This window comes from Paenisporosarcina sp. P4_B8 (assembly GCF_056402175.1).
Genome location: NZ_JBFUHX010000006.1, coordinates 106,559 through 128,021, shown reverse-complemented (window position 1 = coordinate 128,021; position 21,463 = coordinate 106,559). Strand labels below are relative to the sequence as shown.

24 protein-coding genes are annotated in these 21,463 nt (G+C 38.2%); 2 read left to right on the top strand and 22 right to left on the bottom strand.

Annotated elements, in window-relative coordinates:
• Positions 1 to 3: 3 nt before the first annotated feature.
• The 7 genes from AC1DSK_RS08000 to AC1DSK_RS07970 all read right to left on the bottom strand — a co-directional run bounded on the left by AC1DSK_RS08000 (position 4) and on the right by AC1DSK_RS07970 (position 5,818).
• On the bottom strand, positions 4 to 1,233 hold the full coding sequence (locus AC1DSK_RS08000) for an aminopeptidase (protein WP_477548236.1): 1,230 nt from the start codon (positions 1,231 to 1,233) through the stop codon (positions 4 to 6).
• Positions 1,230 to 2,381 (bottom strand): DEAD/DEAH box helicase, encoded by a 1,152-nt coding sequence (locus AC1DSK_RS07995; RefSeq protein ID WP_477548237.1) that lies wholly within the window; start codon positions 2,379 to 2,381, stop codon positions 1,230 to 1,232. The genes AC1DSK_RS08000 and AC1DSK_RS07995 overlap by 4 nt, the downstream gene beginning before the upstream one ends.
• Before the next feature lie 129 nt (positions 2,382 to 2,510).
• Positions 2,511 to 3,212 carry a cysteate racemase gene (cuyB, locus tag AC1DSK_RS07990; protein ID WP_477548238.1) on the bottom strand — a complete coding sequence of 234 codons (702 nt, stop codon included), beginning with the start codon at positions 3,210 to 3,212 and terminating at the stop codon, positions 2,511 to 2,513.
• Between the two features lie 3 nt (positions 3,213 to 3,215).
• Positions 3,216 to 4,436: a carboxylate--amine ligase gene (locus AC1DSK_RS07985; protein WP_477548239.1), complete on the bottom strand. Its 1,221-nt coding sequence runs from the start codon at positions 4,434 to 4,436 to the stop codon at positions 3,216 to 3,218.
• Positions 4,437 to 4,717: 281 nt separating this feature from the next.
• Positions 4,718 to 4,852 (bottom strand): hypothetical protein, encoded by a 135-nt coding sequence (locus AC1DSK_RS07980; protein WP_477548241.1) that lies wholly within the window; start codon positions 4,850 to 4,852, stop codon positions 4,718 to 4,720.
• A gap of 191 nt (positions 4,853 to 5,043) precedes the next feature.
• Positions 5,044 to 5,196 (bottom strand): Fur-regulated basic protein FbpA, encoded by a 153-nt coding sequence (locus AC1DSK_RS07975; RefSeq protein ID WP_477531997.1) that lies wholly within the window; start codon positions 5,194 to 5,196, stop codon positions 5,044 to 5,046.
• 49 nt (positions 5,197 to 5,245) lie between these two features.
• Positions 5,246 to 5,818 (bottom strand): VanZ family protein, encoded by a 573-nt coding sequence (locus AC1DSK_RS07970; RefSeq protein ID WP_477548242.1) that lies wholly within the window; start codon positions 5,816 to 5,818, stop codon positions 5,246 to 5,248.
• 304 nt (positions 5,819 to 6,122) lie between these two features.
• Between AC1DSK_RS07970 and AC1DSK_RS07965 the strand changes: the two genes are divergently transcribed.
• Positions 6,123 to 7,253, top strand: a complete 1,131-nt coding sequence (locus AC1DSK_RS07965; RefSeq protein WP_477548243.1) for a CAP domain-containing protein — start codon at positions 6,123 to 6,125, stop codon at positions 7,251 to 7,253.
• Between the two features lie 188 nt (positions 7,254 to 7,441).
• Here the strand turns inward: AC1DSK_RS07965 and AC1DSK_RS07960 are convergent, their stop codons facing one another.
• Together AC1DSK_RS07960 and AC1DSK_RS07955 are read right to left on the bottom strand one after the other, a co-directional pair.
• On the bottom strand, positions 7,442 to 8,737 hold the full coding sequence (locus AC1DSK_RS07960) for an ATP-binding protein (protein WP_477598158.1): 1,296 nt from the start codon (positions 8,735 to 8,737) through the stop codon (positions 7,442 to 7,444).
• 507 nt (positions 8,738 to 9,244) lie between these two features.
• Complete coding sequence (locus AC1DSK_RS07955; RefSeq protein WP_477548245.1) at positions 9,245 to 10,438, bottom strand: class I SAM-dependent rRNA methyltransferase; 1,194 nt, start codon at positions 10,436 to 10,438, stop codon at positions 9,245 to 9,247.
• A gap of 165 nt (positions 10,439 to 10,603) precedes the next feature.
• Between AC1DSK_RS07955 and AC1DSK_RS07950 the strand changes: the two genes are divergently transcribed.
• A complete protein-coding gene (locus AC1DSK_RS07950; protein WP_477548246.1) occupies positions 10,604 to 11,527 on the top strand; it encodes a S66 peptidase family protein in 924 nt (307 codons plus the stop codon).
• A 406-nt stretch (positions 11,528 to 11,933) separates the two neighbouring features.
• Here AC1DSK_RS07950 and AC1DSK_RS07945 read toward each other — a convergent pair whose 3' ends face one another.
• The 13 genes from AC1DSK_RS07945 to AC1DSK_RS07885 form a co-directional block, all read right to left on the bottom strand.
• Positions 11,934 to 12,374 (bottom strand): HEAT repeat domain-containing protein, encoded by a 441-nt coding sequence (locus AC1DSK_RS07945; RefSeq protein WP_477548247.1) that lies wholly within the window; start codon positions 12,372 to 12,374, stop codon positions 11,934 to 11,936.
• Positions 12,375 to 12,593: 219 nt separating this feature from the next.
• On the bottom strand, positions 12,594 to 13,175 hold the full coding sequence (locus tag AC1DSK_RS07940; RefSeq protein ID WP_477548248.1) for a 5' nucleotidase, NT5C type: 582 nt from the start codon (positions 13,173 to 13,175) through the stop codon (positions 12,594 to 12,596).
• A gap of 24 nt (positions 13,176 to 13,199) precedes the next feature.
• Positions 13,200 to 14,294, bottom strand: a complete 1,095-nt coding sequence (ribD, locus tag AC1DSK_RS07935; protein ID WP_477548249.1) for a bifunctional diaminohydroxyphosphoribosylaminopyrimidine deaminase/5-amino-6-(5-phosphoribosylamino)uracil reductase RibD — start codon at positions 14,292 to 14,294, stop codon at positions 13,200 to 13,202.
• On the bottom strand, positions 14,287 to 15,051 hold the full coding sequence (locus AC1DSK_RS07930) for a GTP cyclohydrolase II (RefSeq protein WP_477548250.1): 765 nt from the start codon (positions 15,049 to 15,051) through the stop codon (positions 14,287 to 14,289). Before AC1DSK_RS07930 ends, ribD begins: the two co-directional genes overlap by 8 nt.
• Positions 15,052 to 15,317: 266 nt before the next feature.
• The gene (locus AC1DSK_RS07925) at positions 15,318 to 15,584 is read right to left on the bottom strand and encodes a zinc ribbon domain-containing protein (protein WP_477548251.1); all 267 of its coding nucleotides are present in this window, start codon (positions 15,582 to 15,584) and stop codon (positions 15,318 to 15,320) included.
• A gap of 34 nt (positions 15,585 to 15,618) precedes the next feature.
• Entirely contained in the window at positions 15,619 to 15,903 is a 285-nt protein-coding gene (locus AC1DSK_RS07920) for a hypothetical protein (RefSeq protein ID WP_477548252.1), read from the bottom strand.
• A 27-nt stretch (positions 15,904 to 15,930) separates the two neighbouring features.
• Positions 15,931 to 16,578, bottom strand: coding sequence for a methyltransferase (locus AC1DSK_RS07915; protein WP_477548253.1), 648 nt, complete (start codon positions 16,576 to 16,578; stop codon positions 15,931 to 15,933).
• 20 nt (positions 16,579 to 16,598) lie between these two features.
• The gene (locus AC1DSK_RS07910; protein WP_477548254.1) at positions 16,599 to 18,551 is read right to left on the bottom strand and encodes a GTP-binding protein; all 1,953 of its coding nucleotides are present in this window, start codon (positions 18,549 to 18,551) and stop codon (positions 16,599 to 16,601) included.
• A gap of 89 nt (positions 18,552 to 18,640) precedes the next feature.
• Positions 18,641 to 18,832 (bottom strand): hypothetical protein, encoded by a 192-nt coding sequence (locus tag AC1DSK_RS07905; protein ID WP_477548255.1) that lies wholly within the window; start codon positions 18,830 to 18,832, stop codon positions 18,641 to 18,643.
• 65 nt (positions 18,833 to 18,897) lie between these two features.
• Positions 18,898 to 19,287, bottom strand: coding sequence for an SRPBCC family protein (locus AC1DSK_RS07900; RefSeq protein WP_016429290.1), 390 nt, complete (start codon positions 19,285 to 19,287; stop codon positions 18,898 to 18,900).
• A gap of 372 nt (positions 19,288 to 19,659) precedes the next feature.
• Complete coding sequence (locus AC1DSK_RS07895; protein WP_016429291.1) at positions 19,660 to 19,875, bottom strand: small, acid-soluble spore protein tlp; 216 nt, start codon at positions 19,873 to 19,875, stop codon at positions 19,660 to 19,662.
• Between the two features lie 199 nt (positions 19,876 to 20,074).
• Positions 20,075 to 20,737 (bottom strand): amino acid ABC transporter permease, encoded by a 663-nt coding sequence (locus AC1DSK_RS07890; protein ID WP_477548256.1) that lies wholly within the window; start codon positions 20,735 to 20,737, stop codon positions 20,075 to 20,077.
• 12 nt (positions 20,738 to 20,749) lie between these two features.
• Positions 20,750 to 21,388, bottom strand: a complete 639-nt coding sequence (locus AC1DSK_RS07885) for an amino acid ABC transporter permease (protein ID WP_477548257.1) — start codon at positions 21,386 to 21,388, stop codon at positions 20,750 to 20,752.
• Positions 21,389 to 21,463: the final 75 nt, after the last annotated feature.

Genomic DNA, 21,463 nt, shown 5'->3' with positions numbered 1-21,463 from the left:
ACCTTAAAATGCCCAATTGCCTTTGCGGAAAATCGATTCTCTTGTACCATCTTCGTATTCGCCATCAATGTCCATTTCAGCACTGCCTATCATGAAATCTTCATGAGTGATTGATGTATTTAATCCTAAAGCACGAAGCTGTGCTTCTTCTAAGTCCCGTGCACCTTCAACGCATGTTGGATACGCTTCGCCAATTGCTAAATGGTTAGAGGCATTTTCATCAAATAATGTGTTATAGAACAAAATTCCAGAAGATGAAATCGGTGATTCATGAGGTACCAATGCCAACTCCCCTAAATAAGCAGAGCCTTCATCATGTTGAATGAGTTGCTGCAATAAGTCATTCCCTACTTCAGCCTCAGCCTTCACGATCTTTCCTTGTTCAAATGTTAACGTAAATTTGTCTATGATATTACCTTGATATACAAATGGTTTAGTATTACGGACATAGCCATTCACACCAAATTTTAATGGAGCAGTGTACACTTCTTCAGTCGGCATATTCGCTATAAACGCTGTTCTGTTAGGTGTTCTGCTGGCACCGGACATCCAAATATGTTTATCCGGCAGTTCGATTATCAAATCCGTGCCTGGTGCTTTATAAATGATTTTTTTGAAACGTTTATCATTTAAAGCTGTTGCACGGGCTTCCAAATCGCGAATATGTGTTTTCCATTGATCAACTGCAGTTCCATCTCCGATGCGTACGGTTTTGAAAATCGTTTCCCATAGCATGGATAACTGCTCTTCTTTTGGCAAATCCGGGAATACTTTGGCTGCCCACATCTCTGAAGGTATAGCTACAATCGACCAAGCAATTTTATCTGACATGACGGAAGCGCGATATTTTTCCAATGCACGGCCCGCCACTTTTTGTTGATCGGAAATGCGTTTGGCAGGAATTCCAGCCAATAAATCAGGATCTTCTGCATCAATCCACAACAAAGAACCCTGCTGATCGATCAATTCTTCACGCTGTGTAACCATCCATGCAGGAAATTCGTGCATAGCGGAATCTGGTGCCAACTCATAAAAAGCACGATTTGTCGGTCCATCTGAGAAATTCACATGGACACGCTTTGCTCCAGCTTCATATGCTTTCTTCACAACCAAACGCGTAAAATCTAGGGTATCAGTCGTTGTATTAATCAATACATATTGACCAGGCTGGACATTGATTCCAACGCGAACTGCCAAATCTGCATATTCGGCTAGTTTCTCTTCAAATGTCATTTCTTTTTCCCCCTTTGTTGCACCGTTTTTGAGGACCCTTCAATCAATTTACCTTGATCCCATACCTTTTGAACGGGTTTTGAAGGCAATTCTTTCGTCCATTTTTTAAAATTCTTTTCGTCTTTGTAGGTTAATAAAGACAATACTTCCCCGTCAGCACCAGCACGACCTGTTCGACCTGAACGGTGCAGATAAGGTTCAATTGAGTGCGGTACATCGACGTGAATGACATGAGTCAATCCTTCAATGTCAAGACCTCGTGCTGCAATATCTGTAGCAATCAGTATGCTTACTTCGCCTTTACGGAAAGAAGCCAATGCCTGCTTACGTTCTTCTTTTTTCATATCTGAGTGCAATGCAACTATTTTTGCTTCACGGAATTTCAGTTTCGTTTCTTTCATCAACAATTGATCTAAATTATTGACAAACGCTAGACCCCGTAAGCCTTCTACGTGCGCCAACCGTCGCAATAAATCGGTTTTATCTCGTTCTTCTACTTTGACGAATGAATGGACCACTTTTCCTTGTGCTGGCAATTCTTCATGACTAACTTGAATTCTAATCGGCTCTTTCATCATGCGACTTGCAACAAGCTCAATTTCTTCTGTGATTGTTGCAGAAACGACCACAATCTGTCTGTCATGATTAGACCCATCGATAAGCGCTTTAATGACACCACGATGCTCACGGGCCAATAGTTGATCTCCCTCATCTAAAACAATATGTCGTATATCGTGCAATTTAAGTTTCTTTGATTTCATTAATTCATTCAAACGCCCCGGTGTTCCTACAACAATTGTGGGCTTTTTCTTTAATTTCTCCAATTGACGAGCCATATTGGCTCCTCCGATTAGTTGAGCAACCGTAATATCGGTATCTGCAGTCCACTCTCGCAATACTTCAACGATTTGCATGGATAGTTCCTGTGAAGGGGCAACGATAAGTGCTTGTGTTTTTTGAATGGCACCATTCACTTGATTCAATATCGGCAATACATAAGCCAAAGTTTTCCCTGATCCTGTCGGCGATTGTGCCACCACATCTTTTCCTTCCAGCATGCTAGGGATTAATTGTGACTGAACAGGCATTTCATATTCAAATTTCCATTTATTTTGAAGTTCTGGTTTTAAGTTTTCGATAAATGTCATGGGTTATTCCACCTTTATAAATACATGCTCCTAGTGTACCACAAATCACTATCTTCAACCTTTTACTGATATATTCAGTCGTTTTCCCCATAATAAAAACCCTGTCCCCATGAAGGAGACAGAGCATGTTTAATCATTCAATTCGTAGCCGCATGCAAGTATGGCACTTTCAGCTAATACCATCAGAGAATCAATATAAGTTTCATCAAGATTCAGTTCTTTTTTGACAATCGATAATTCTGTACAGCCCAATATCAAATGATCGCAACCCAATTCGTTCATTCGATTGATGATTTGCTGCCATTTTAGAAAATCGACAGGTTGCCCAGCTTTGACGTCATCATAAATAACTGACATGACCAGTTTCTGAGTTTCCTCATCGGGTACAACCGGTTGAATGCCACTCTCTTTACAAGCCAGTTGATAAACAGAAGCCGTCAATGTACCTGTTGTTGCCAGAATTCCTACTTTTTTGGCACCAATTTGAGCTGCATGTTTTGCCGTTTCGTTAATCATGTGCAATACAGGAATTTCTGCTCCTTGTTGAATCTCTTTATAAAAAGAGTGAGCCGTATTGCACGGAACCGCCAATACTTCCGCACCAATAGATTTCAGTTTTGTAGCATCGGAAATCATCACAGGTACTGGGTTGGCTTTCGATCGATCTAAAATATATGTTGTACGGTCTGGAATGGCCGTATTATTGGTAATCACCATGTTGACATGCTGTTGATCGGTTTTCGCTTTCGTGCGTTTGACAATCATTTCACCAAGCAACATCGTAGCCAGGGGACCTACTCCCCCAATGATGCCTAATATTTTCGTCTTCATAACTTATGACAAACCTTTGTTATTAAAGTATTTTTTGTATTTACGATAGTAATTCAAATTATTGAGCGTCAATTTCGCCCAACGTTTCGGATTGAAATCTTCTTTGTAGAATAAGTGATTTGTCACTTTTCCTTCTGCAATTAACTCCCTGGCTTCTTCTTTCAACAGCTCGTTTTGTGCGTATTTGAATAATACACCTTTAGGGATGATCATCCATAAGTGCTTGTCCTTCGCATACGTCAATGTTTGTGGAATATTGAGCATATGATCGTCTGCTACGTATTTCATCAAATTATGTCCACTTGCCGTTACATAGTAACTGCTGCGGCCATTTCGCAAGTTGATTTCAAACAGTTTATATTCACCATCACGCAAATCCAGCTTCATATCAAAATTCGCGAAGCCTGTGTATCCAATATCTTCCAGGAATACACGAACTCGGTCAAGCAATGCCTCATCAAATGTATTAATGATTGCCGCATAGCTCCCGATTCCTTCTGGAGAATGTTCTTCGAGAATTGGATTTCCAAGTGACATGAGCTTCACTTTTCCATCTTTCCCAACGTATGCGTTTAACACGCGCATGTAGGAATCGTCTCCAGGAACAAATTCTTGAATCGTTAAATTATCTTTGTAAGATGAGCTATAGATCGCTTCGATAATGGCGTTTTTTTCTGCTTCATCGTGTGCGACAAACACTTTTTTCTTTCCAGGGAACGAGCAATTCCAGTACGCTACAGAGTTTGATGCTTTAATGATGATTGGATACATAAAGTCAATTGCAAACGTATCCTTCGTGTCATATGTGCATAATGACGTTTTAGGATAGGCAAAGCCGTATTGCTCACAAATATTATAGAAGTTCTCTTTAAGAACGATGCGATCCATTAATTTTTCATCAATATATGGAACCGCGAAATAAGGTAGCAATTGCTCCTTATTTTTAATGATTAATTTTGCATAATCATCGCCACATGCAAGGAGCAAAAGCTTTTTGTCTGTATGTTCACCCGCCACTTTAATAAGTGCCGGAACGAATACGTCCTGTTCATTTAAACGCGGGATAACCTGAAAATCCAGGATTTTGCTGTCTTGTGTTGCGGATAAATTCATACGTCCAAGGACTAGCGGCTTTAAGCCATAGGCTTCGTGAAAAGCACGTGCCATTCCATAAGCATTCATATCTGATCCAAGCAATATAGGTAAAAATGAATTTGTTGTCATCGTAATATCAACTCTCTTTTCCCAAAAAACATAGTTTGTGTTTATATTGTACCGTGAATTACGGTTTTCTCCGAGCAATTACTTTTTGTTCGGATGCATATGCCATTGAAATGAGCAAAGCCTCACTCCACGCTCTGCCTGATAAGGTAAGTCCAAAGGGTTCTCCTGCCTGCGAAAAATCCGCAGGAACAGTGATGGATGGTGTATCTGCGGCAACACCGTTACAGCACCCAGGATCTTGAGGAAAGACCAAGGCATCAAGTTGGAAATCATCCATCGACTTACTTATCGCAATTATACATGAAAACCAAATCCTCAGAAGTTATTTCATTGCTAGACATCTTTTCCTGCATATTAGCAATCGTTGCCTCATCCAGCCAATCGTTGATAAGTTTTTTACGCTTTGTTTGACTCATGAGAATTCCTCCCAAACATTTCGTTTCCCAACATCACATTCAATCATTTATTATTCACTTCAATGTGAAATTATATCATTTTTCCACAGTTAATTTAAATGTCACTTTTTATCTGTTTTATGCACCTATATCAACAGACCCACAAAAAAGAGCCAGAGTAACAGGACCGCTCCTGTTACTCTGACACCTAATTAATCTGCTTTTTCCATATGCTCTTTAATTAATTCATATAGGGATAGTTCATATAATTGTTTTCCTTCAACTTTAAATACACCTTGTTTAACCAAATCATCGATAACGGTCATTTTCTTTCCATCCATTTTTGTTTCTACTGGTGGTATCATGCTGTCAAACCCCTTAATTTCTAGATTCATAGGTTATTTACCCATGGCTCTAGTTTTTAAACCATTTTTTGAACGATTTAGGAAATCTTCTATACAAGACATAGCCAATTGCCGTTCCCAATGTATTCAGCCACAAATCGTCCACGTCACTGCTGCGCATTTGAGGTAACTGTAATATTTCTATGGCCAATGATAGGAGCAGTCCAGTCCCAATCACTTTCCAAGCACGATTGAATTTCTGCCATAACAACGGAAGAAAAAAGCCAATCGGAAGAAACATCGCAATATTACCAACGAAATTAATGAAAAAAGGTTGCCATAAGTTCAAATATTTAATAGCGTTATATGTTTCAAACAAGACGCGAAAAAGTTCTAAATTAATTGCTTGATGATCTCCGTTAATTAATTGCACTTTCCCGCCTTGATTGCTCACTGATGGCAAAATCGTCTGTGACAACAGCCCCGCCAGGAACATGAAAAAAAAGATAATCCCGCATTCTCGTAAGATATTCAATTGTTTATTATTGCGTTTATTTTGAATGAAACGAACCACTAGAATGACCGGTAAAATTAATACCATATAAAAGCCCATATCTTCTATATACTTTAGAATCGACTCCATCACACACCCAATTTCTTCGCTGTAATACTCTTATTCTAAGCCTTTAAGGTTACTATTCAAAATGTATTTTAAGACAGTTAGCGTTTATTATTGATTATTATTGAAATGAGGGAATTACCATCAACATCAGAGATAATAAAAGTGGAAATCTGCTCCATTAAACGAGCAATCTCGTTTAACAAAGACTATTTTAAAAGAAACCCCCACTTATCACGTATTCATCCAGGTCGCGCTGGATATACTGTCAAATAACAAGTATTTTCCAATACGAGAATACAATTTGATGATAAGGGTGGAACAAAATTTGGGTTACATAAAATTAATCCTCACATTACTTTTTGCAGCTTATTTAACAAGTCCGCTGTGGGAAGAACCAGCCAGCAAATACGTTGATGTATCTTTTTTAAATACGATTGATGCACAAGTAATTAAAGGATACGAATATTTAAAAGAACAGCCCATTATTGCTGATTTATCCCAAAAAGTGGCTACCATACCCGCAAAACTGACATTGGAAGCAGGAGAATCGAAGTATGCATCCATTAATCAAGTCGAAAAGCCTGCATTATCAACACCTACAGAGGGATTATTTGCCGTTCATAACATACAAATTGGGGACAGCATGGAATCGGTCAATGCCGAGCTGGGCAAGGCGAAGCGCATCACTAAAAATGAATATGGCTCAGATTGGCATACCTATCACACAGACTATCAAAACTTTTTAATGGTTTCGTTCGATGAGTCTCAACAAGTGAATGGGCTATTTACCAATAATGACTTGATTTCCACTTCATACGGATTCAAACTGAGCAGTCCAAAATCTATTGTTCATAATGCATTAGGAAAGCCTATCAAATACATTCAAAAAGGCAATGTCCGATACTTGTTGAATAGTGATGGAGAGATGGATACTTACTTAATCGAAAATGTCTATGTGACTGTTTTTTATGACGTCCATGAAAAAAATACTGTCACAGCAATCCAGATTATTTCAAAGCATATGGAAAACCAAAAAGGTGCTTTATATGGTGACACAAGTGCGGATTTACAAAAGGGATTTGAATTCCAATTATTCGATTTAACAAATGCTGCCCGCGTTCACCACAATGTCTCGCCAGTAAAATGGGAATCCAAAATCAGAGTAACAGCTTATAAACACAGTGTAGACATGGCAGAACATAATTATTTCAGTCATACCAATTTATCAGGACAATCTCCTTTTGATCGCATGACGATGGACAACATCAATTATTCCGTAGCTGGAGAAAATTTAGCTTATGGTCAGTCCAGCAGTATTTTTGCACATGAAGGATTGATGAATTCGATGGGGCATCGCAAGAATCTTTTAAAAAGCGACTTTGAATTGCTTGGTGTGGGTGTAGCATTTAATGATGAAAATCAACCCTATTACACAGAGAACTTTTATAAACCATAAATTTGGATATTCCGGTTATGCCCTTATCCAAAATCAAGGCCGTTCCCGTGTAATTGGGAACGGCCTTGATTTTTATTGTGCTGTTAACTGGGCTTGAATTCGGAATAATATGACCGCGAATGGTGCCCGGCTCGTTACATCGTGTAAACCAAAAGTTTTCCGTTGATTGGCATGGAAATTATCACACATTACATATAAAGATTTTGGTGCTTGACTTGTCTTGAAGAATTCTGATTACTTTTCTTATACAAATGAAACGTAAATGTAAATACAGTTCCTTCCCCAACTTTACTTTTAACATGTATGGTTCCTTTCATAGCTTTGACAATACTATTTACAACCATCACACCGAGGCCAGTCCCTTTATCTCCTTTCGTTGAATAATAAGGTTCACCTAGACGCTCTATTTGATCTTTCGTCATGCCTATTCCTGTATCTTGAATCTTGATCGTCACGTGGGTAGAATCTGCGCGCGAGGAAACCGATAAAATACCACCGTTTGGCATGGACTCAATCGCATTTTTTATGACATTGACAAAACATTGATGAAATTTTTGACGATCACCTTGTATGTAATTTAACGAGCTATAATCACTTTCCACTCTTACGGAATACCAATTAGCAGAAGGCTGCAACAATTTTAGTATTTGATTAAGCTCTTCTTCCACTTGAAACACTTCTACGGATTCAATGGTCGGTTTGGAAAATGTTAAATAATCCTGTATTACCTTTTCAGCTGATTGCAATTCTTCTTTTAAAATGTTGAGATATTGCTTTCGTTTATCCAAATCAAGTAAATCGTCTTCCAAAAGCTGAACAAACCCCATGGCAGACGTCAAGGGATTACGAATCTCATGAGAAATGGCCGCACCCATCTGTTCAACTGCCTCTAATTTTTCAGCCTTGACCAAACGCTGTCGCAAAAGAATATTTCTTCTAATACCTTCTATAAGATAAGAAATCATGGCAACTCCGAGTGGCGGTACAAAAAGATAAGCAAACCAGAAATCTAAAGAACGTTCTGGCGGGGACAGAATTTCTAAACCTACTAATATAAACAAACTGACCAGAAAAGTTACCCCTACAGCAAACATTATTCTGAATTTAGATGACCTTTTTAAAAACCAAGGGGAAATATACCATATAAACCAACTGGCTACTCCGTAAAACAATGCGGCTATATAGAATCCGTTATCGATTCCAAAAAATCCACGAATAACGATAATCAGTAGACCCAATATCGGACTTATCCCCAAATAGAGTCCCCCTATTATAAAAGGGACTATTCGCAGGTCTAATACTATATCTTCCGTCAAGCGGTATGAAAATACATAACAGAGCACCAAAGAAACGATAAAATATAACTTAGCTGTTTCTCGGAAATTATTCTTTACATCTGATTTCTCTGCCCACATCAAACAGAAAAAAAGTAATACAATTAATAATGATAGATTAAATAGGAAATTCACTGTTAGTAATTCCATAAAGGTGTACCTCGTCTCATGATGTTTATACCTAAATACTATCTGTAGTATAAAGTATATACAATACATTTTTAGACTATTTGGCTTAATCTGATTATTCACTTTTTTGTTCTTTAAACGTTTTAGTGGCTTTCCTTTCCTACTCAATAGATATTTTCATAATTAAAATTGCCCAGAAAGGACAAGCCTTCCTGGGCAGTTATTATTTTATAAAACTTTATGTCCTTGCGAGCATCGCAGGACCGATTTCATCCATCTTTGCGAGTTCAACTTGATTACGTCCGTTTTCTTTCGCGACATAAAGAGAGGAATCCGCTTTTTCAAGCACATTTTTGCATCTATAGCTGGGGATGTCTATCCCCCCTTACCATTTACGATTTACAAGCAAATCAATCCCGTAAATCGAAGAGAGCATAAACTTCCTTTTTACAAGACTTATTTATCACTAATCAATAAAATTTAAACATTATCTAGTCAACAATATTCAAGTCAAATATCCTGAGAGGATTAGCGTTTTTCAATGAACACTACTTTTAAATAATTTCCTTCTTTAAATTCTTCGATTGTTTTAAAGTCTTCAGGGAGAGAGAACTCTTCCCGGATAGTATACTTTTCACCGGATTGTTTAAACGCTTTATCAATAAATCCTTTAAACTTGGTCATGCCAAACGTACTGCAGTTTGAAGAAGCAACAATCATACCGTTTTTTTCAGTAATGGCAATTGCTTGCATAAGCAAATCTGGATAGTCCTTTCCAGCGCTGAACGTATGCTTTTTAGATCGGGCAAAGCTTGGAGGATCTAATATCACCAAATCAAATTTCAATTCTTTTCGAACCGCATATTTAAAATAATGAAAAACATCTTCCACAATAATGTCCTGGGACTCGAAATCAATACCATTAACACTGAACTGCTCGATTGTTTTGCTTTTACTGCGATTAGCCAGATCGACACTCGTCGTTTTTATTGCACCACCAAGTGCCGCTGCAACTGAAAAGGCACCTGTATAAGAAAACGTATTCAAGACATTTTTCCCTTTTGAATAGGAATCACGAATGGTTCTTCTTACGTCACGTTGGTCCAAAAAGATGCCTACCATTGCCCCGTCGTTTAAATATACTGCAAAATTCATGTCATTCTCTTTTACAAGCAATGGTTCAGGAGCCTTTTCTCCCGAAATAAAATCATCATCTTCCATATAAGTACCTTTGACGGCAAAACGTTTTTTTTCATACAAACCTTTCACGTCAACCACATTGGACAACGCTTGAATCACTTCATTTTTAAACTGGTAAATTCCTTCACTGTACCAACTGATGACATAGTATCCATCGAAATAATCGATTGTAAAACCGCCCACACCGTCGCCTTCTCCATTAAATACACGGAATGCAGTCGTCTTGGTATCCTGGAATAATGAATCCCGATGTTCGATGGCCAGTTTTAACTTTTCTTCAAAAAACGAGGCATCGAATTTTTCATGTTGATTATGGCTCAAAATCCACCCTCGACCCTTGTTCTGTTTGCCATAATAACCTTTTCCAATGAAACGGTGCTGATCATCCACTAGTTCGATGATTGTCCCTTCATCTTTTACATCTTTCATATTGATGATTGCATCTTCCGTTATGAGCGGGTATCCCGCTTTCATATTTTTTGCAAAAGAAGATTTCACTTTAAGCTTTATGTTTTGTTTCATAAAATCACCCAATCATTTGTTTTTCTTTTATTCTACATCTGTTTTAGCCGAAAATCATATGTCAGTCTGTGGAACCCTACGAATTTGCTTTACTTTTAGTACTTTCCTTTTTGTCACAACCATATAATAGAGGAATATTTGTGTATTGGAAGGAGTTGAATAAAAATGGCCATAAAGCCTCCGCAACTGCAAGCAGGTGACACGATAGGGATTGTAACTTTAGGGAGTCCATTAAGTGCTCAGAGAATTGATGAAGGCATTGCTACTTTAAAGAATATGGGCTTCAACGTCATTGTTGGTGATCATGTATATGATACCGACGGTTTCCTAGCAGGAACTCCTGAAGAACGGGCATCGGATTTAATGAAGATGTTTGAAGATAAAACCGTTACCTGTATTTTACCAACCAGAGGAGGAGTCGGAGTTGCTGGCATTCTTCCCTTCCTGGACTTTAATGTCATCAGGCAAAATCCAAAAATCATTTCTGGATACAGCGATGTAACCATTTTACTGAACGCTCTTTATGAGTATTCAGATTTGATTACTTTTCAAAGTTTACTGTTACTTGATTTCAACACTCGAACCCCGGCTTATAATTTCAATCAATATTTCGCTGCCACGTCAGCCAGACCTGCACCATGGGAAATTGTAAACCCGCCAGGCATGCCGTTCGTGAACAAAGTCTCCGGGGATGTAACAGGTCCGATTGTAGGTGGAAATCTGACGTCATTTGTGGACACATTGGGCACTCCCTTTGAAATTAATACGGAAGGAAAGATTCTCTGTCTCGAAGATACACATGAACCTATCAACACTATTTACCGCTATTTAAATCACTTGAAACTAGCTGGTAAATTTGAGGATTGCATCGGAATTATGATGGGCGAGTGTACAAATTGCGAACCTGCCTATGGGGTCTCGTACGATCAACTAATCGATGATTTTCTTGTACCTTTAGGAAAACCTTTGTTAAGTAATGTAGCCACGGCACATGGCCGTTTTAAGGCCGCCATTCCGCTTGGCGCAAGTGTGAGGATGAATACAATTAATCTTACGTTAACTGTACTCGAACCTGTAGTAAGTCCATAGAATGAAAAAAACCGATTGCAATTATGTGCAATCGGTTAGTTTTATTTATTTTTTGGCTCTGTTAAATGGTATGGTTGTTTATCGTACATTTGCGCTTGCCGCACGTTCCGCATGAGCCAACAAGTATGAAAACCACATACTTGCGGTCTCATTCTTCACGCTCCTGCGGCTTGCTAGGCGCAAATGCACTCTTCGTAGTATTTTTATATCAACAACATTATTTAATATTGGTGTTCTATAGTCAGTTGATCATATTGTTAATAGTAAAGGAATCTGCGCCACTCCTGCGGAAAAACGGGCTGGCAAGACCCCGCAGTGAGGTACGAGCGAGGAGGCTTGCTAGTTCGTCCGCGGAAAGGGCACCGATTCCATTTTTTATAAAATCACCCGTGAAAGTTAACAAAGCCTATTTTTTCAATAAGGAAGCCCATTCATTTTCAAGCCACTTATCGAATTCGCCACCCTTTTCACCTTCGTATGCATCATATACATCAAGTCTCATTTTTTTCAGTTTCTCTTTGAACTCGTCATATGAATGATCGGCAGGCAAACTCTTTTTAATGCGCAACAAAATTTTAGACGTTCCTTTAATGATATCGAATTTTGTTTGTTTAGGCTTCTCTACATCTTCACCGAAATTTTTAAGTTGTCGGTAAGCTGCCTCTTGCACTTTAAATACAGGATCGTTGTTCATACGGTTTGTAAGTACATCGATCACTTTACTGTGTTTGAACTGGCCCAATTCCTCAACAGCATCAAAACGCGCTCTCCAACTGGATGTACGGTTCGCTTCTTTTTTCAGTTCTTCGTAATTTTCTGGTAGATCGTTTTGTACTTTGTTAGTCATGTAAATCTATCTCCTTTAATAAAAAAACCCAGCTATTCGCAGCTGATGTTTTTTCATTTTTTTATTATCGAAAAATTCATATTTGCTTATCAGTATATACAAGCCATAGCGGATAAAAAACATTCAAGCATTCTAAAGAATTTCCTATACTAAGTATTGTACCATTTTCTGAAGACTCACATACGCTGTTTCACAAATAGAGATGAATTATACTTTTATTCACAGTTGATGGTGATCAATTTTTTCGATAACTTTTTGCAATTCAGACCAGTCCACTATTCTTGAAATGGTCAGATGCTGGTTGTAGGATTGATTCATAACAAAAGGTTTGAGATGCGCTGATGTAAGTGTATTTAACACATCCGGCTTGTCATCAAAATAATAATCGAGTTGTAAAGATTGAATGATTTCAACTTTTTCCTGATCCTTCATGCCGCAAAAGAAGCGATCATCTTGTACAGGAAACCCTTGTTCAATCATCCATTTTTTCGTCCGTTCGCCATGTTCACTAGGTCGAGCAGTTATATAATATATTTCATGACCTTGGTTACTTAGTTCCACCAATGCCTCGACCGCACCTGGATAAGGTGGACAAGCCGTGTAATAAATTTCTTCCAGCGAACGATTCCACATATCAGCACCTTGTTGTGCATCCAGTCCGAATGCTTCATGTATTTCAACTCTTTTTATTTCATGAAAAACGTCGATGGGAACATTTTGTTTCAAATTTTTATTGTAGATATGAAAAGCATGTTCTCTCAGCTTAATGAGAGTGTCGTCTATATCAAAACCAAACTTCATAATGGAATCCCTCAATTTTTTCTTTCATTTTTTATATACTGGATAACCGGTAAATTTAAAATCTTTCCCGATTTTTATAATCTCAGTATCAAATAATTCAACAGCATCGCCCATTTTGTCAATTCCGGTACCTTCCATGAAAGTAGGGGCTTGATGTCCTCCGATTAATTTCGGTGCAATATAAATAATGGCTTTATCAATCAATTTGTTTTCTAAAAAAGCAGCGTTGATGGTTCCTCCACCTTCAATCAATATAGATGAAATTCCTTTTTCACCTAACACTTTCATCACTTCAACTGGGTTTACATGTTTTGAACCAGACGTGGAAAAAACAGATATCCCCAAATTCTCCAAGGCTTTTTTCTTGTCCCTATCATAGTTAACACTGGTAAAAATCCAGGTATCAGCTAATTTATCTGTAACAACTTTACTCTCTAGTGGAATTTTTAATGTAGAATCCAATATAATGCGAATCGGGTTTCGACCATTTGAAATTCTTGTTGTTAATTCTGGGTTGTCCGCAATAACCGTATTTACGCCCACTAATATCGCCATGTTTTCATTTCGTATTTTATGGACATCGTTTCTTGCTTCTTCAGATGTAATCCATTTGCTATCAGATGAATGTGTAGCAATTTTACCATCTAAAGTAATGCCCGCTTTTAAAGTTACGAATGGTTGATTCTCGACGATGAACTTATTGAATACTTCATTCATTTTTCTTGATGCATCTTCTTGAATGCCAACAATGACTTCAATTCCTGCATCTTCAAGAATTTTGACACCTCGTCCGGAGACCATTGGGTTTGGATCGAGCGTTGCAATAACCACTTTCTTCAAGCCGGCTTCTACAATCGCTACAGCACAAGGACCCGTACGCCCGTAATGGGAGCAAGGTTCGAGTGTGACGTAAATGGTTCCACCCCTCGCTTTGTCTCCAGCCATGCGCAGCGCATGAATTTCTGCATGTGGTTCCCCAGTTTTCAAATGAGTTCCGACTCCAACAATTCGGTTGTCATTCACAATGACTGAGCCCACCAGAGGATTCGGATCTGTTTGCCCCTTCATCGCCCTTGCATTATTAATGGCCAAATCCATATAAAATTCATGATTAGTCATTTGGACAAGTCCCTTCATCCTCGATTTCTAAATGTCCGGAACGTTTAATTTTCGTCTGCAAGTAAGCTTCATTAAATTCGGATACATCTCCCCATAAAGGTGTACGACCTGAAATTGGCATACCAGCATCAATCAATGCCGCGAGTTTTTTCGGATTATTTGTCAACAAAGTAACAGGTTTTGCACGTAATGCTTTGAGTACATGGATAGCATCATCATAATTGCGGGAATCATCCACAAAACCGAGGCTTTCGTTAGCTTCCACTGTGTCGTAGCCATTTTCCTGAAGAATATAGGCCATGGCTTTGCTGAATAACCCAATTCCTCTTCCTTCATGATTTGCTAAATAAAACAACGCTCCTGAACCGTGATCGACAATCATTTGCATGGATTGTTTCAATTGAAATCCACAATCACATCTTTTACTGCCAAATATATCACCAGTGTGACAAATGGAGTGCATTCTAATAAGTGATTCTTCATCATTTTCAAAATCACCATACACCAGGACGCTTGACTGTTGATATTCTGCAAGATTGGCAGAAGATAAATTATCGATAATCTGTTGAAAATCTTCGTTTTCATTGTTGCTATTCAACCAGCAGTACCATTGAAAAATGACCGTTTCTCCATATAAATTAACAGGAAGGCGAATGGGACCCACTAAATAAACCGCGCCATCATCTTTTTTTATTAACTTTATTTTATCTTTTAAAACCGAAAGAGCTTCTTTGGAAACCATTTGAATATCGCTCATTTTACTATCCCCTTTTTGTATCGTGTTTTCTCTGACAGGTTACTTTATGTAAGTAATTATATTTTTGTAACTTGAATTTGTCAAGTAAGCAAACTGTCTATATCAGAAATAGTTGAGAGAATATTAATGACTATCCAGTAAAGACTCAACTCACATACAAGGAATATCGATTAAAAGGTTCTATTCTTTCACGTTTTAATTCCACAAAAAAAGTTGATCCCTTTCTGAACCAACTTGGTTTAATGGCAACCCAACATTTAATATAGTTAACGAGCATTATTCCAACGTTCCAATTTATGGATATTACTAGTGAACAGTCCAGTTAACATTTTCGGAATTCCGAATTCAATCAACTTCCCTTTCACTTGCTCTCTCATTTTGTCTATGGTCATCTCTGGAGATGTAAACGTGCCATTTTGATAACAATGGCTACAATACATGACACTTTTATTTCCATTCTTTTCTGTACCGCCACCTTCAGTATCCTTTGAAAGTGGCATTCCACAACTTTGACAATTTTTATATGGCTTCATCTATATATCACCTCATCTACTTGAATTATTAAACCTACATCCATTCTTTATCAGTCACATCAAAATTCTTTTCTGCCCAAGTGATTGCCGCCTCAAGCGATTCAAGATGATGATCGTCCTGAACTGTCCATTCGCTATCACACATGAATAAATAATACCCTCGTTCTTCTTCGTACTTTGCAATGGCTAAAGCAGTTATAGGTACTTCAATCGTAGTGCCATCTTTTTCTTCAAAATACATAGTGCTTAATTTTAGTGTTCCGTCATTTTTCGTTTGTTTAATTACTTTTGCTCCATCCAGTTCATTTACCTTCGTCATAAGCTCGTCCTCATTTCATTTTTCAGTTTAGTTTGTCTTACGCTCTTCACGTTCTATTTTGAGATTCATTAAAGGAAGATGAAAAATCATGAATCGTTCATTTTCATTTTGTTCATACAGCTCTGGTACTTTGATTTCTCGCAGAAATTCGAAGGTTGTCCTTGTTTCGAGAAACAAAAGATACGCTGAGGATGGATAGTAAAGAATTAAGTCAATAGATCTTTTATGCTCATCCACCGAATCGAGAATATGTTCAACAAAATTCATAAAAATTTGTTCAGAAAATGGATTGAAGAAATAGAATACATCATCTCTGGAATCGATTTTGTAGTCCTCAGCAAGACATCGTTCGAAGGTAATTAGTCCCTTCGATTTCTTCCCAGTCTTATCGTAGCTCTGCAAATTTTCTAGTGCATCTTGATAAAGTTTGCCACTCATTTCAATACCTATTGTCGGTACTTGAAAATGATAATGAATGTAAAAAGAAAGCCGACCTTTGCCACATCCAACATCCACTATTCGATTGTCCTTTGTTATTTCATAATGTTTGAACAGTTCATCTAAAGCAATATAGGGTGTTGCTTCATATCGATTATAATGCACGGACTGATTCAGCACTTCGAGCGTTCCTGCCGTTTTAATACGAAGCATTCTATCCATTTCCTTCTCACTCATGAAAAACCCTCTATTCTGCATTATAAACAATGCATTAGTTCTTCTGCCCGCTCCCACGGTACAGTGTAGCCTTTACCTTTCGCGCAGAAAATCGATGATGAACTATATTCAGGGTCTGCATCTTTATTGTAAGCAATTCTCTGAATGACTTCATCTTCATTATGACATTGCTCATATCCACCGAACATCAAATTTAATACACCTTTTCCTTGTGTAAACGAAGCAAGCTCCGCCGAGTAGTTCATAAAGGTGGCCACTGGGACTTTTCCGGTCAATATCACTTTATGGCCTTCCGTTTTAGGTGAATCAAAACTTCCATGCGCCATTTGAATATCGGAAAGTACTTTTCCCATCTGATCAACGTCTATTTTTATCCTAAAGTCATAAAAGGGCTCCAGCAGAAGATTTGATGCTTTTTCCACCCCCTGTCTCAATGCCCTGTATGTGGCTTCCCGGAAATCACCGCCAGACGTATGCATATTGTCCGCTCGTCCTGTTAGTAATGTGACCTTAATATCTGTCAATGGAGAACCGGTTAACAATCCGTTATGCGCCTTCTCCAATAAATGATGCTTGACCAAGTTTTGATTGCCCACCGACAAGTGATTCGCATGACAGACATTATCAAATGTGATACCACTGTTTCTCCCAGCAGGTTCCATTTTCAAATGCACTTCGGCATAATGTTTCAATGGTTCAAAATGCCCGTACCCTATGGTAGTAGAGTCAATGGTTTCTTTATAAAGGATTTGCGGTTCTTCAAATTCAACTTCAATATGAAATCTTTCTGCAACCAGCTGTTTTAAAATTTCCAATTGAATTGCGCCCATCACATGGATATGGATTTCCTGGAGACGTTCCTCCCACATCACATTCAACGATGGATCTTCCACATCCAGAAGTTGAAAACACTTCAATGCATCTTTTATATGAACAGATGGAGCAATAACAACTTTGGATTTCAATGTCGGTACCAATTCATATTCAGCTTTCCCCAATAAAGTTCCTAATCCATCGCCTGTAACTGCATTTGTCAGCCCTGAAACTGCAAAAAGTTCACCGGCCTTCACATGTTCTACCGTTTTGAATTTATTCCCATTGTAGACCCGTATTTGTGTGATTTTTTCCGTTAATGCTTGCTCTATCGGACCATATGTTATTCCATCTCTAACGCTCAAAGTACCACTTAATGATTTTATAAAAGTGATTCTTGTCCCTTTTTCATCATGCCTAACTTTATAAACTCTTCCAGAGAATGCTTCATCACTTGTATATTGCGTCTCGGTCAATTGATGAAATTTATCCAGGAATTCGACTATACCGATATCCTGCAGCGCTGACCCACTGGCACACGGGAAAACTTTATTATCCTTAATCAAGTCTTTCATTGTGTTAATCCATAAATCCTTCTCATAACCATCTTCCATATAGTGTTCAAGAAGATTTTCATTGCGTTCAGCGATAAATTCTATTAGACTTTCCGTCATTTCACCTTCGTGAAAAGATTGAGTAATATCAATGACGTCCGCTGAAAAGTCTTCCTGTATTTCTTGTACTACGTTTTTCACATCCGCTCCAGTACGATCGGTCTTATTAATAAAGAAAAAGGTAGGAACGTGATGCTTTCTCAGTAGTTGCCAGATGGTTGCTGTATGTCCTTCGATTCCTTCAACAGCACTTAAAATAACAATAGCGTAATCCATTACTTGAACGGAACGCTCCATTTCTGGAGAGAAATCAACGTGTCCTGGGTTATCAATTAAATAATACGTTGAATCTTTATATGTAAAAGTTGCTTGATCCGCAAATACTGTAATTCCTCTTTGTCTTTCTATTTCATGGCTATCGAGGAAAGCATCTTTATGATCTACACGTCCTCTTTGCTTAATACTTTTCGTATGGTAAAGAATTTGCTCGGAAAATGTTGTTTTCCCTGCATCAACATGGGCAAACACACCTATTGTTTTATTCATCACGCCACCTCACTTAAGTCAATTCTATCTTACAATTTACAAAAGATAAAAGCAGATACCTAAAAGGCACCTGCTTCACATAATGAACTTTACTTTTTCTTTTGTTGTTCTGGAAAGACTTGCTCACTGCCGAATTCAGTTTGTTCATTCCCAACCGTTTTTGCAATCAACTGCTTCACTTGATTGTAAGTAAGTCCTGAATTTGCATTATTTCTTTTGACCTCTTCAATATCTGTTCCGGATTGAGTATATGCACCCGGCTTATTCTGATTATTCGTCATAAAAATGACACCTCCGTTTCGGTTACTTTTATGTTCTCTCAAAACGGAGTTTTTACTCAATAATTTTAAGTAAAGTAATTTTCAAGTGGTTTCCAATAATTTTCATGCCATCCTGTCCCAAGATGTTCCCCTTGAGCTTCCGGGAAAGCCGTGTGTGTGAATACGAGTTGAGTTTCATTGCCAAGTTCCTTGAATTCAAACTTAGCAATAGAATAAACACCTGCTTCCCAATTACCGGCACGCCAAGCTTGGACAATTCTTTCATTAGGCACTAATTCAATATTTCTGCCCGTAATCATTCCACCGAATAAAGAAAAAGAATCTCCTTCTTCAGATCCGATTTCAGTTGGTGCACCGCCAGTAACTTTAGCAAATTTCGTTGCATCGGTTAGCGCTTCATAGAGGTGATTTGGGCTAACGTTAAAACGTATTTCTTGATGTATTACAGTAGACATAATGGATTTCCCCTCTTTCATGTTTTTGTAAGGATAGACCTAGGATCGACACCAGCATCTCTTCCTTCTGCAAAAGATTGCAATCGAATCATATAATGTTTCCATCCTTCTAGGGGAGTCTGGATTTTTTCGGTAGGTAGATCATAGTACGTCAATATTTACTGCGTCCCATTATCTTTCGAGATCGAGATCAGTCGAAACTCTAAAGTACTGGAACCGGGAGGAAAAATCTTTAAATTCTCCCAGCCCCATGTCATGACAATTTTCTCATAAGGGACAATATATCCTTTTTCACTATGTAGCAAACAGTCAATAATTAAAAAAGATGGAGAACGTATAGTCTCCACCTTTATTTAGCAATGCTACACTCTTTTAAATGTAGCCATTGATACGTGATTTGCCCTCTTCTATTATTTCTTTTCTTAAACCATCAATGGCTTCTTTACGATGTTCGTTTTTTTCCTTGATTGCGGCAAGCTCTTTCCCTTCAGCATACGTCATTGCTTCTTCTGCTGCTTCCATATTGTCAATCGTTTTGTTAAGTCTTTCTTTGTTATCTGCTGAATCATTTGGCAGTGGTCTAGGCATCACAAATCCTCCTTCAATTTGAATATTAGTCAAGAATTAGCGTTCCCACATTCCTGAATACTATCCATTGAATTAGTTTTTAGTCATTCGTATTTAAATGCACTGTTTTTACATCTATCTTCTTCATAAACTGCGTGAAGAAATCACAACAGTTTTAGTTCTTAAAAAAGTCCGGCTCAACTTGTTGAGCCGGACTTTTTTAAGCTTGCTTTAATTCCAGTCTTCGTGCAACTAAGGATAAAGCAAAGTTAACGATAAAGTACATCAATGCAATAGTGACGAAAATAGGTATGACACCCGATCCGTTCTGTGCGTATAAAATTTGAGCGTTATGCAATAGTTCTGGCAACGCGATGACGACAGCCAAAGATGTATCTTTCAGGAGGGAAATAAATTGACTGACAATCGGTGGAACCATTCTTCTCAAAGCTTGGGGCATAATAATATATCGTAATGTCTGTATGTAGTTCAAGCCAGATGAACGTCCAGCCTCTATCTGTCCTTTATCAATGGAATTCAGCCCACTTCGGATGATTTCTGAAAGCATCGCGGATTCAAAAATCGTCAATGCCACGATGGCAGCTGTCATTATTTCCATATCAATCCCGATTTCGGGCAACGCAAAATAGGTAAAGAAAATGATCAACAGTAAAGGGAGGTTACGGATTGTCTCAACAATCAATGCAACTACATGTGAAACAACAGGAATCTTCGCGTACCTGATTGTCCCCATCAGACCACCAATTATAAAGCTAAGCACAATTGAAATGGCAGCTACCTTAATTGTGACCCAAAATCCTTCGAGTAAAAATTTTATATTGGCCGGTGTTAATACTTCAGTGAACGGTGCCAGGAAATCCATCTATGCACCTCCTTAATTACTTCTAGCCAGGCGTTTTTCCAAAAATACTACGCCAAAACTTAAAGGTATAGTTAAAATCAAATAAAACAAACCAACGAAAATATATGTATCAAAAGTGGAGAATGTCTTCACAGCTATCAAATCCCCTTGATACATCAAATCCCCACCTGCCACGACGGCTAATAGTGATGAGTTCTTAACCAAATTGATAAATTGATTGCCAAGAGGCGGGATAACAATTTTTATTGCCTGTGGTAGGATGACAGTTCTCATTGCTTGTCCGTAAGTCAGTCCTGATGATCTGGCTGCTTCCATTTGGCCCCTTGGCACTGACAAAATCCCTGCACGGATTGCTTCAGCAATAAAAGCCGCTGTGTAAACAGTCAATCCTATAATCCCTGCCGTCATTCCGCCGTAACTACCAGCCAAGTAAGTGAAAAACACAATGACCAGTACAGGTATATTACGGATAAATTCCACATACGCCGTTCCAATCCAGTTTAGCGGTTTAAATGGGGCAATTCGCATAACTGCAATAAGTGTCCCAAGAAGAAAGCTACAAACCAATGCTATTAAACTAGCAATAATGGTTATTTTAAATCCTTCCACAAATAAATCCATATTATCTGTAAGTATCGAGAAATCCAGCAAACGATCTCCTCCTAATTAATCAGGATGAGCAGTCCGTAATTCTATTTACGGAATACTGCCCATCCTGACAAGAAA

Excerpts from the sequence above, each read along its gene's own strand:
- AC1DSK_RS08000 (WP_477548236.1), bottom strand. The coding sequence starts at position 1,233 with ATGACATTTGAAGAGAAACTAGCCGAATATGCAGATTTGGCAGTTCGC.
- AC1DSK_RS07995 (WP_477548237.1), bottom strand. The coding sequence starts at position 2,381 with ATGACATTTATCGAAAACTTAAAACCAGAACTTCAAAATAAATGGAAA.
- cuyB (WP_477548238.1), bottom strand. The coding sequence starts at position 3,212 with ATGAAGACGAAAATATTAGGCATCATTGGGGGAGTAGGTCCCCTGGCT.
- AC1DSK_RS07985 (WP_477548239.1), bottom strand. The coding sequence starts at position 4,436 with ATGACAACAAATTCATTTTTACCTATATTGCTTGGATCAGATATGAAT.
- AC1DSK_RS07980 (WP_477548241.1), bottom strand. The coding sequence starts at position 4,852 with ATGAGTCAAACAAAGCGTAAAAAACTTATCAACGATTGGCTGGATGAG.
- AC1DSK_RS07975 (WP_477531997.1), bottom strand. The coding sequence starts at position 5,196 with ATGATACCACCAGTAGAAACAAAAATGGATGGAAAGAAAATGACCGTT.
- AC1DSK_RS07970 (WP_477548242.1), bottom strand. The coding sequence starts at position 5,818 with ATGGAGTCGATTCTAAAGTATATAGAAGATATGGGCTTTTATATGGTA.
- AC1DSK_RS07960 (WP_477598158.1), bottom strand. The coding sequence starts at position 8,737 with ATGGAATTACTAACAGTGAATTTCCTATTTAATCTATCATTATTAATT.
- AC1DSK_RS07955 (WP_477548245.1), bottom strand. The coding sequence starts at position 10,438 with ATGAAACAAAACATAAAGCTTAAAGTGAAATCTTCTTTTGCAAAAAAT.
- AC1DSK_RS07950 (WP_477548246.1), top strand. The coding sequence starts at position 10,604 with ATGGCCATAAAGCCTCCGCAACTGCAAGCAGGTGACACGATAGGGATT.
- AC1DSK_RS07945 (WP_477548247.1), bottom strand. The coding sequence starts at position 12,374 with ATGACTAACAAAGTACAAAACGATCTACCAGAAAATTACGAAGAACTG.
- AC1DSK_RS07940 (WP_477548248.1), bottom strand. The coding sequence starts at position 13,175 with ATGAAGTTTGGTTTTGATATAGACGACACTCTCATTAAGCTGAGAGAA.
- ribD (WP_477548249.1), bottom strand. The coding sequence starts at position 14,294 with ATGACTAATCATGAATTTTATATGGATTTGGCCATTAATAATGCAAGG.
- AC1DSK_RS07930 (WP_477548250.1), bottom strand. The coding sequence starts at position 15,051 with ATGAGCGATATTCAAATGGTTTCCAAAGAAGCTCTTTCGGTTTTAAAA.
- AC1DSK_RS07925 (WP_477548251.1), bottom strand. The coding sequence starts at position 15,584 with ATGAAGCCATATAAAAATTGTCAAAGTTGTGGAATGCCACTTTCAAAG.
- AC1DSK_RS07920 (WP_477548252.1), bottom strand. The coding sequence starts at position 15,903 with ATGACGAAGGTAAATGAACTGGATGGAGCAAAAGTAATTAAACAAACG.
- AC1DSK_RS07915 (WP_477548253.1), bottom strand. The coding sequence starts at position 16,578 with ATGAGTGAGAAGGAAATGGATAGAATGCTTCGTATTAAAACGGCAGGA.
- AC1DSK_RS07910 (WP_477548254.1), bottom strand. The coding sequence starts at position 18,551 with ATGAATAAAACAATAGGTGTGTTTGCCCATGTTGATGCAGGGAAAACA.
- AC1DSK_RS07905 (WP_477548255.1), bottom strand. The coding sequence starts at position 18,832 with ATGACGAATAATCAGAATAAGCCGGGTGCATATACTCAATCCGGAACA.
- AC1DSK_RS07900 (WP_016429290.1), bottom strand. The coding sequence starts at position 19,287 with ATGTCTACTGTAATACATCAAGAAATACGTTTTAACGTTAGCCCAAAT.
- AC1DSK_RS07895 (WP_016429291.1), bottom strand. The coding sequence starts at position 19,875 with ATGCCTAGACCACTGCCAAATGATTCAGCAGATAACAAAGAAAGACTT.
- AC1DSK_RS07890 (WP_477548256.1), bottom strand. The coding sequence starts at position 20,737 with ATGGATTTCCTGGCACCGTTCACTGAAGTATTAACACCGGCCAATATA.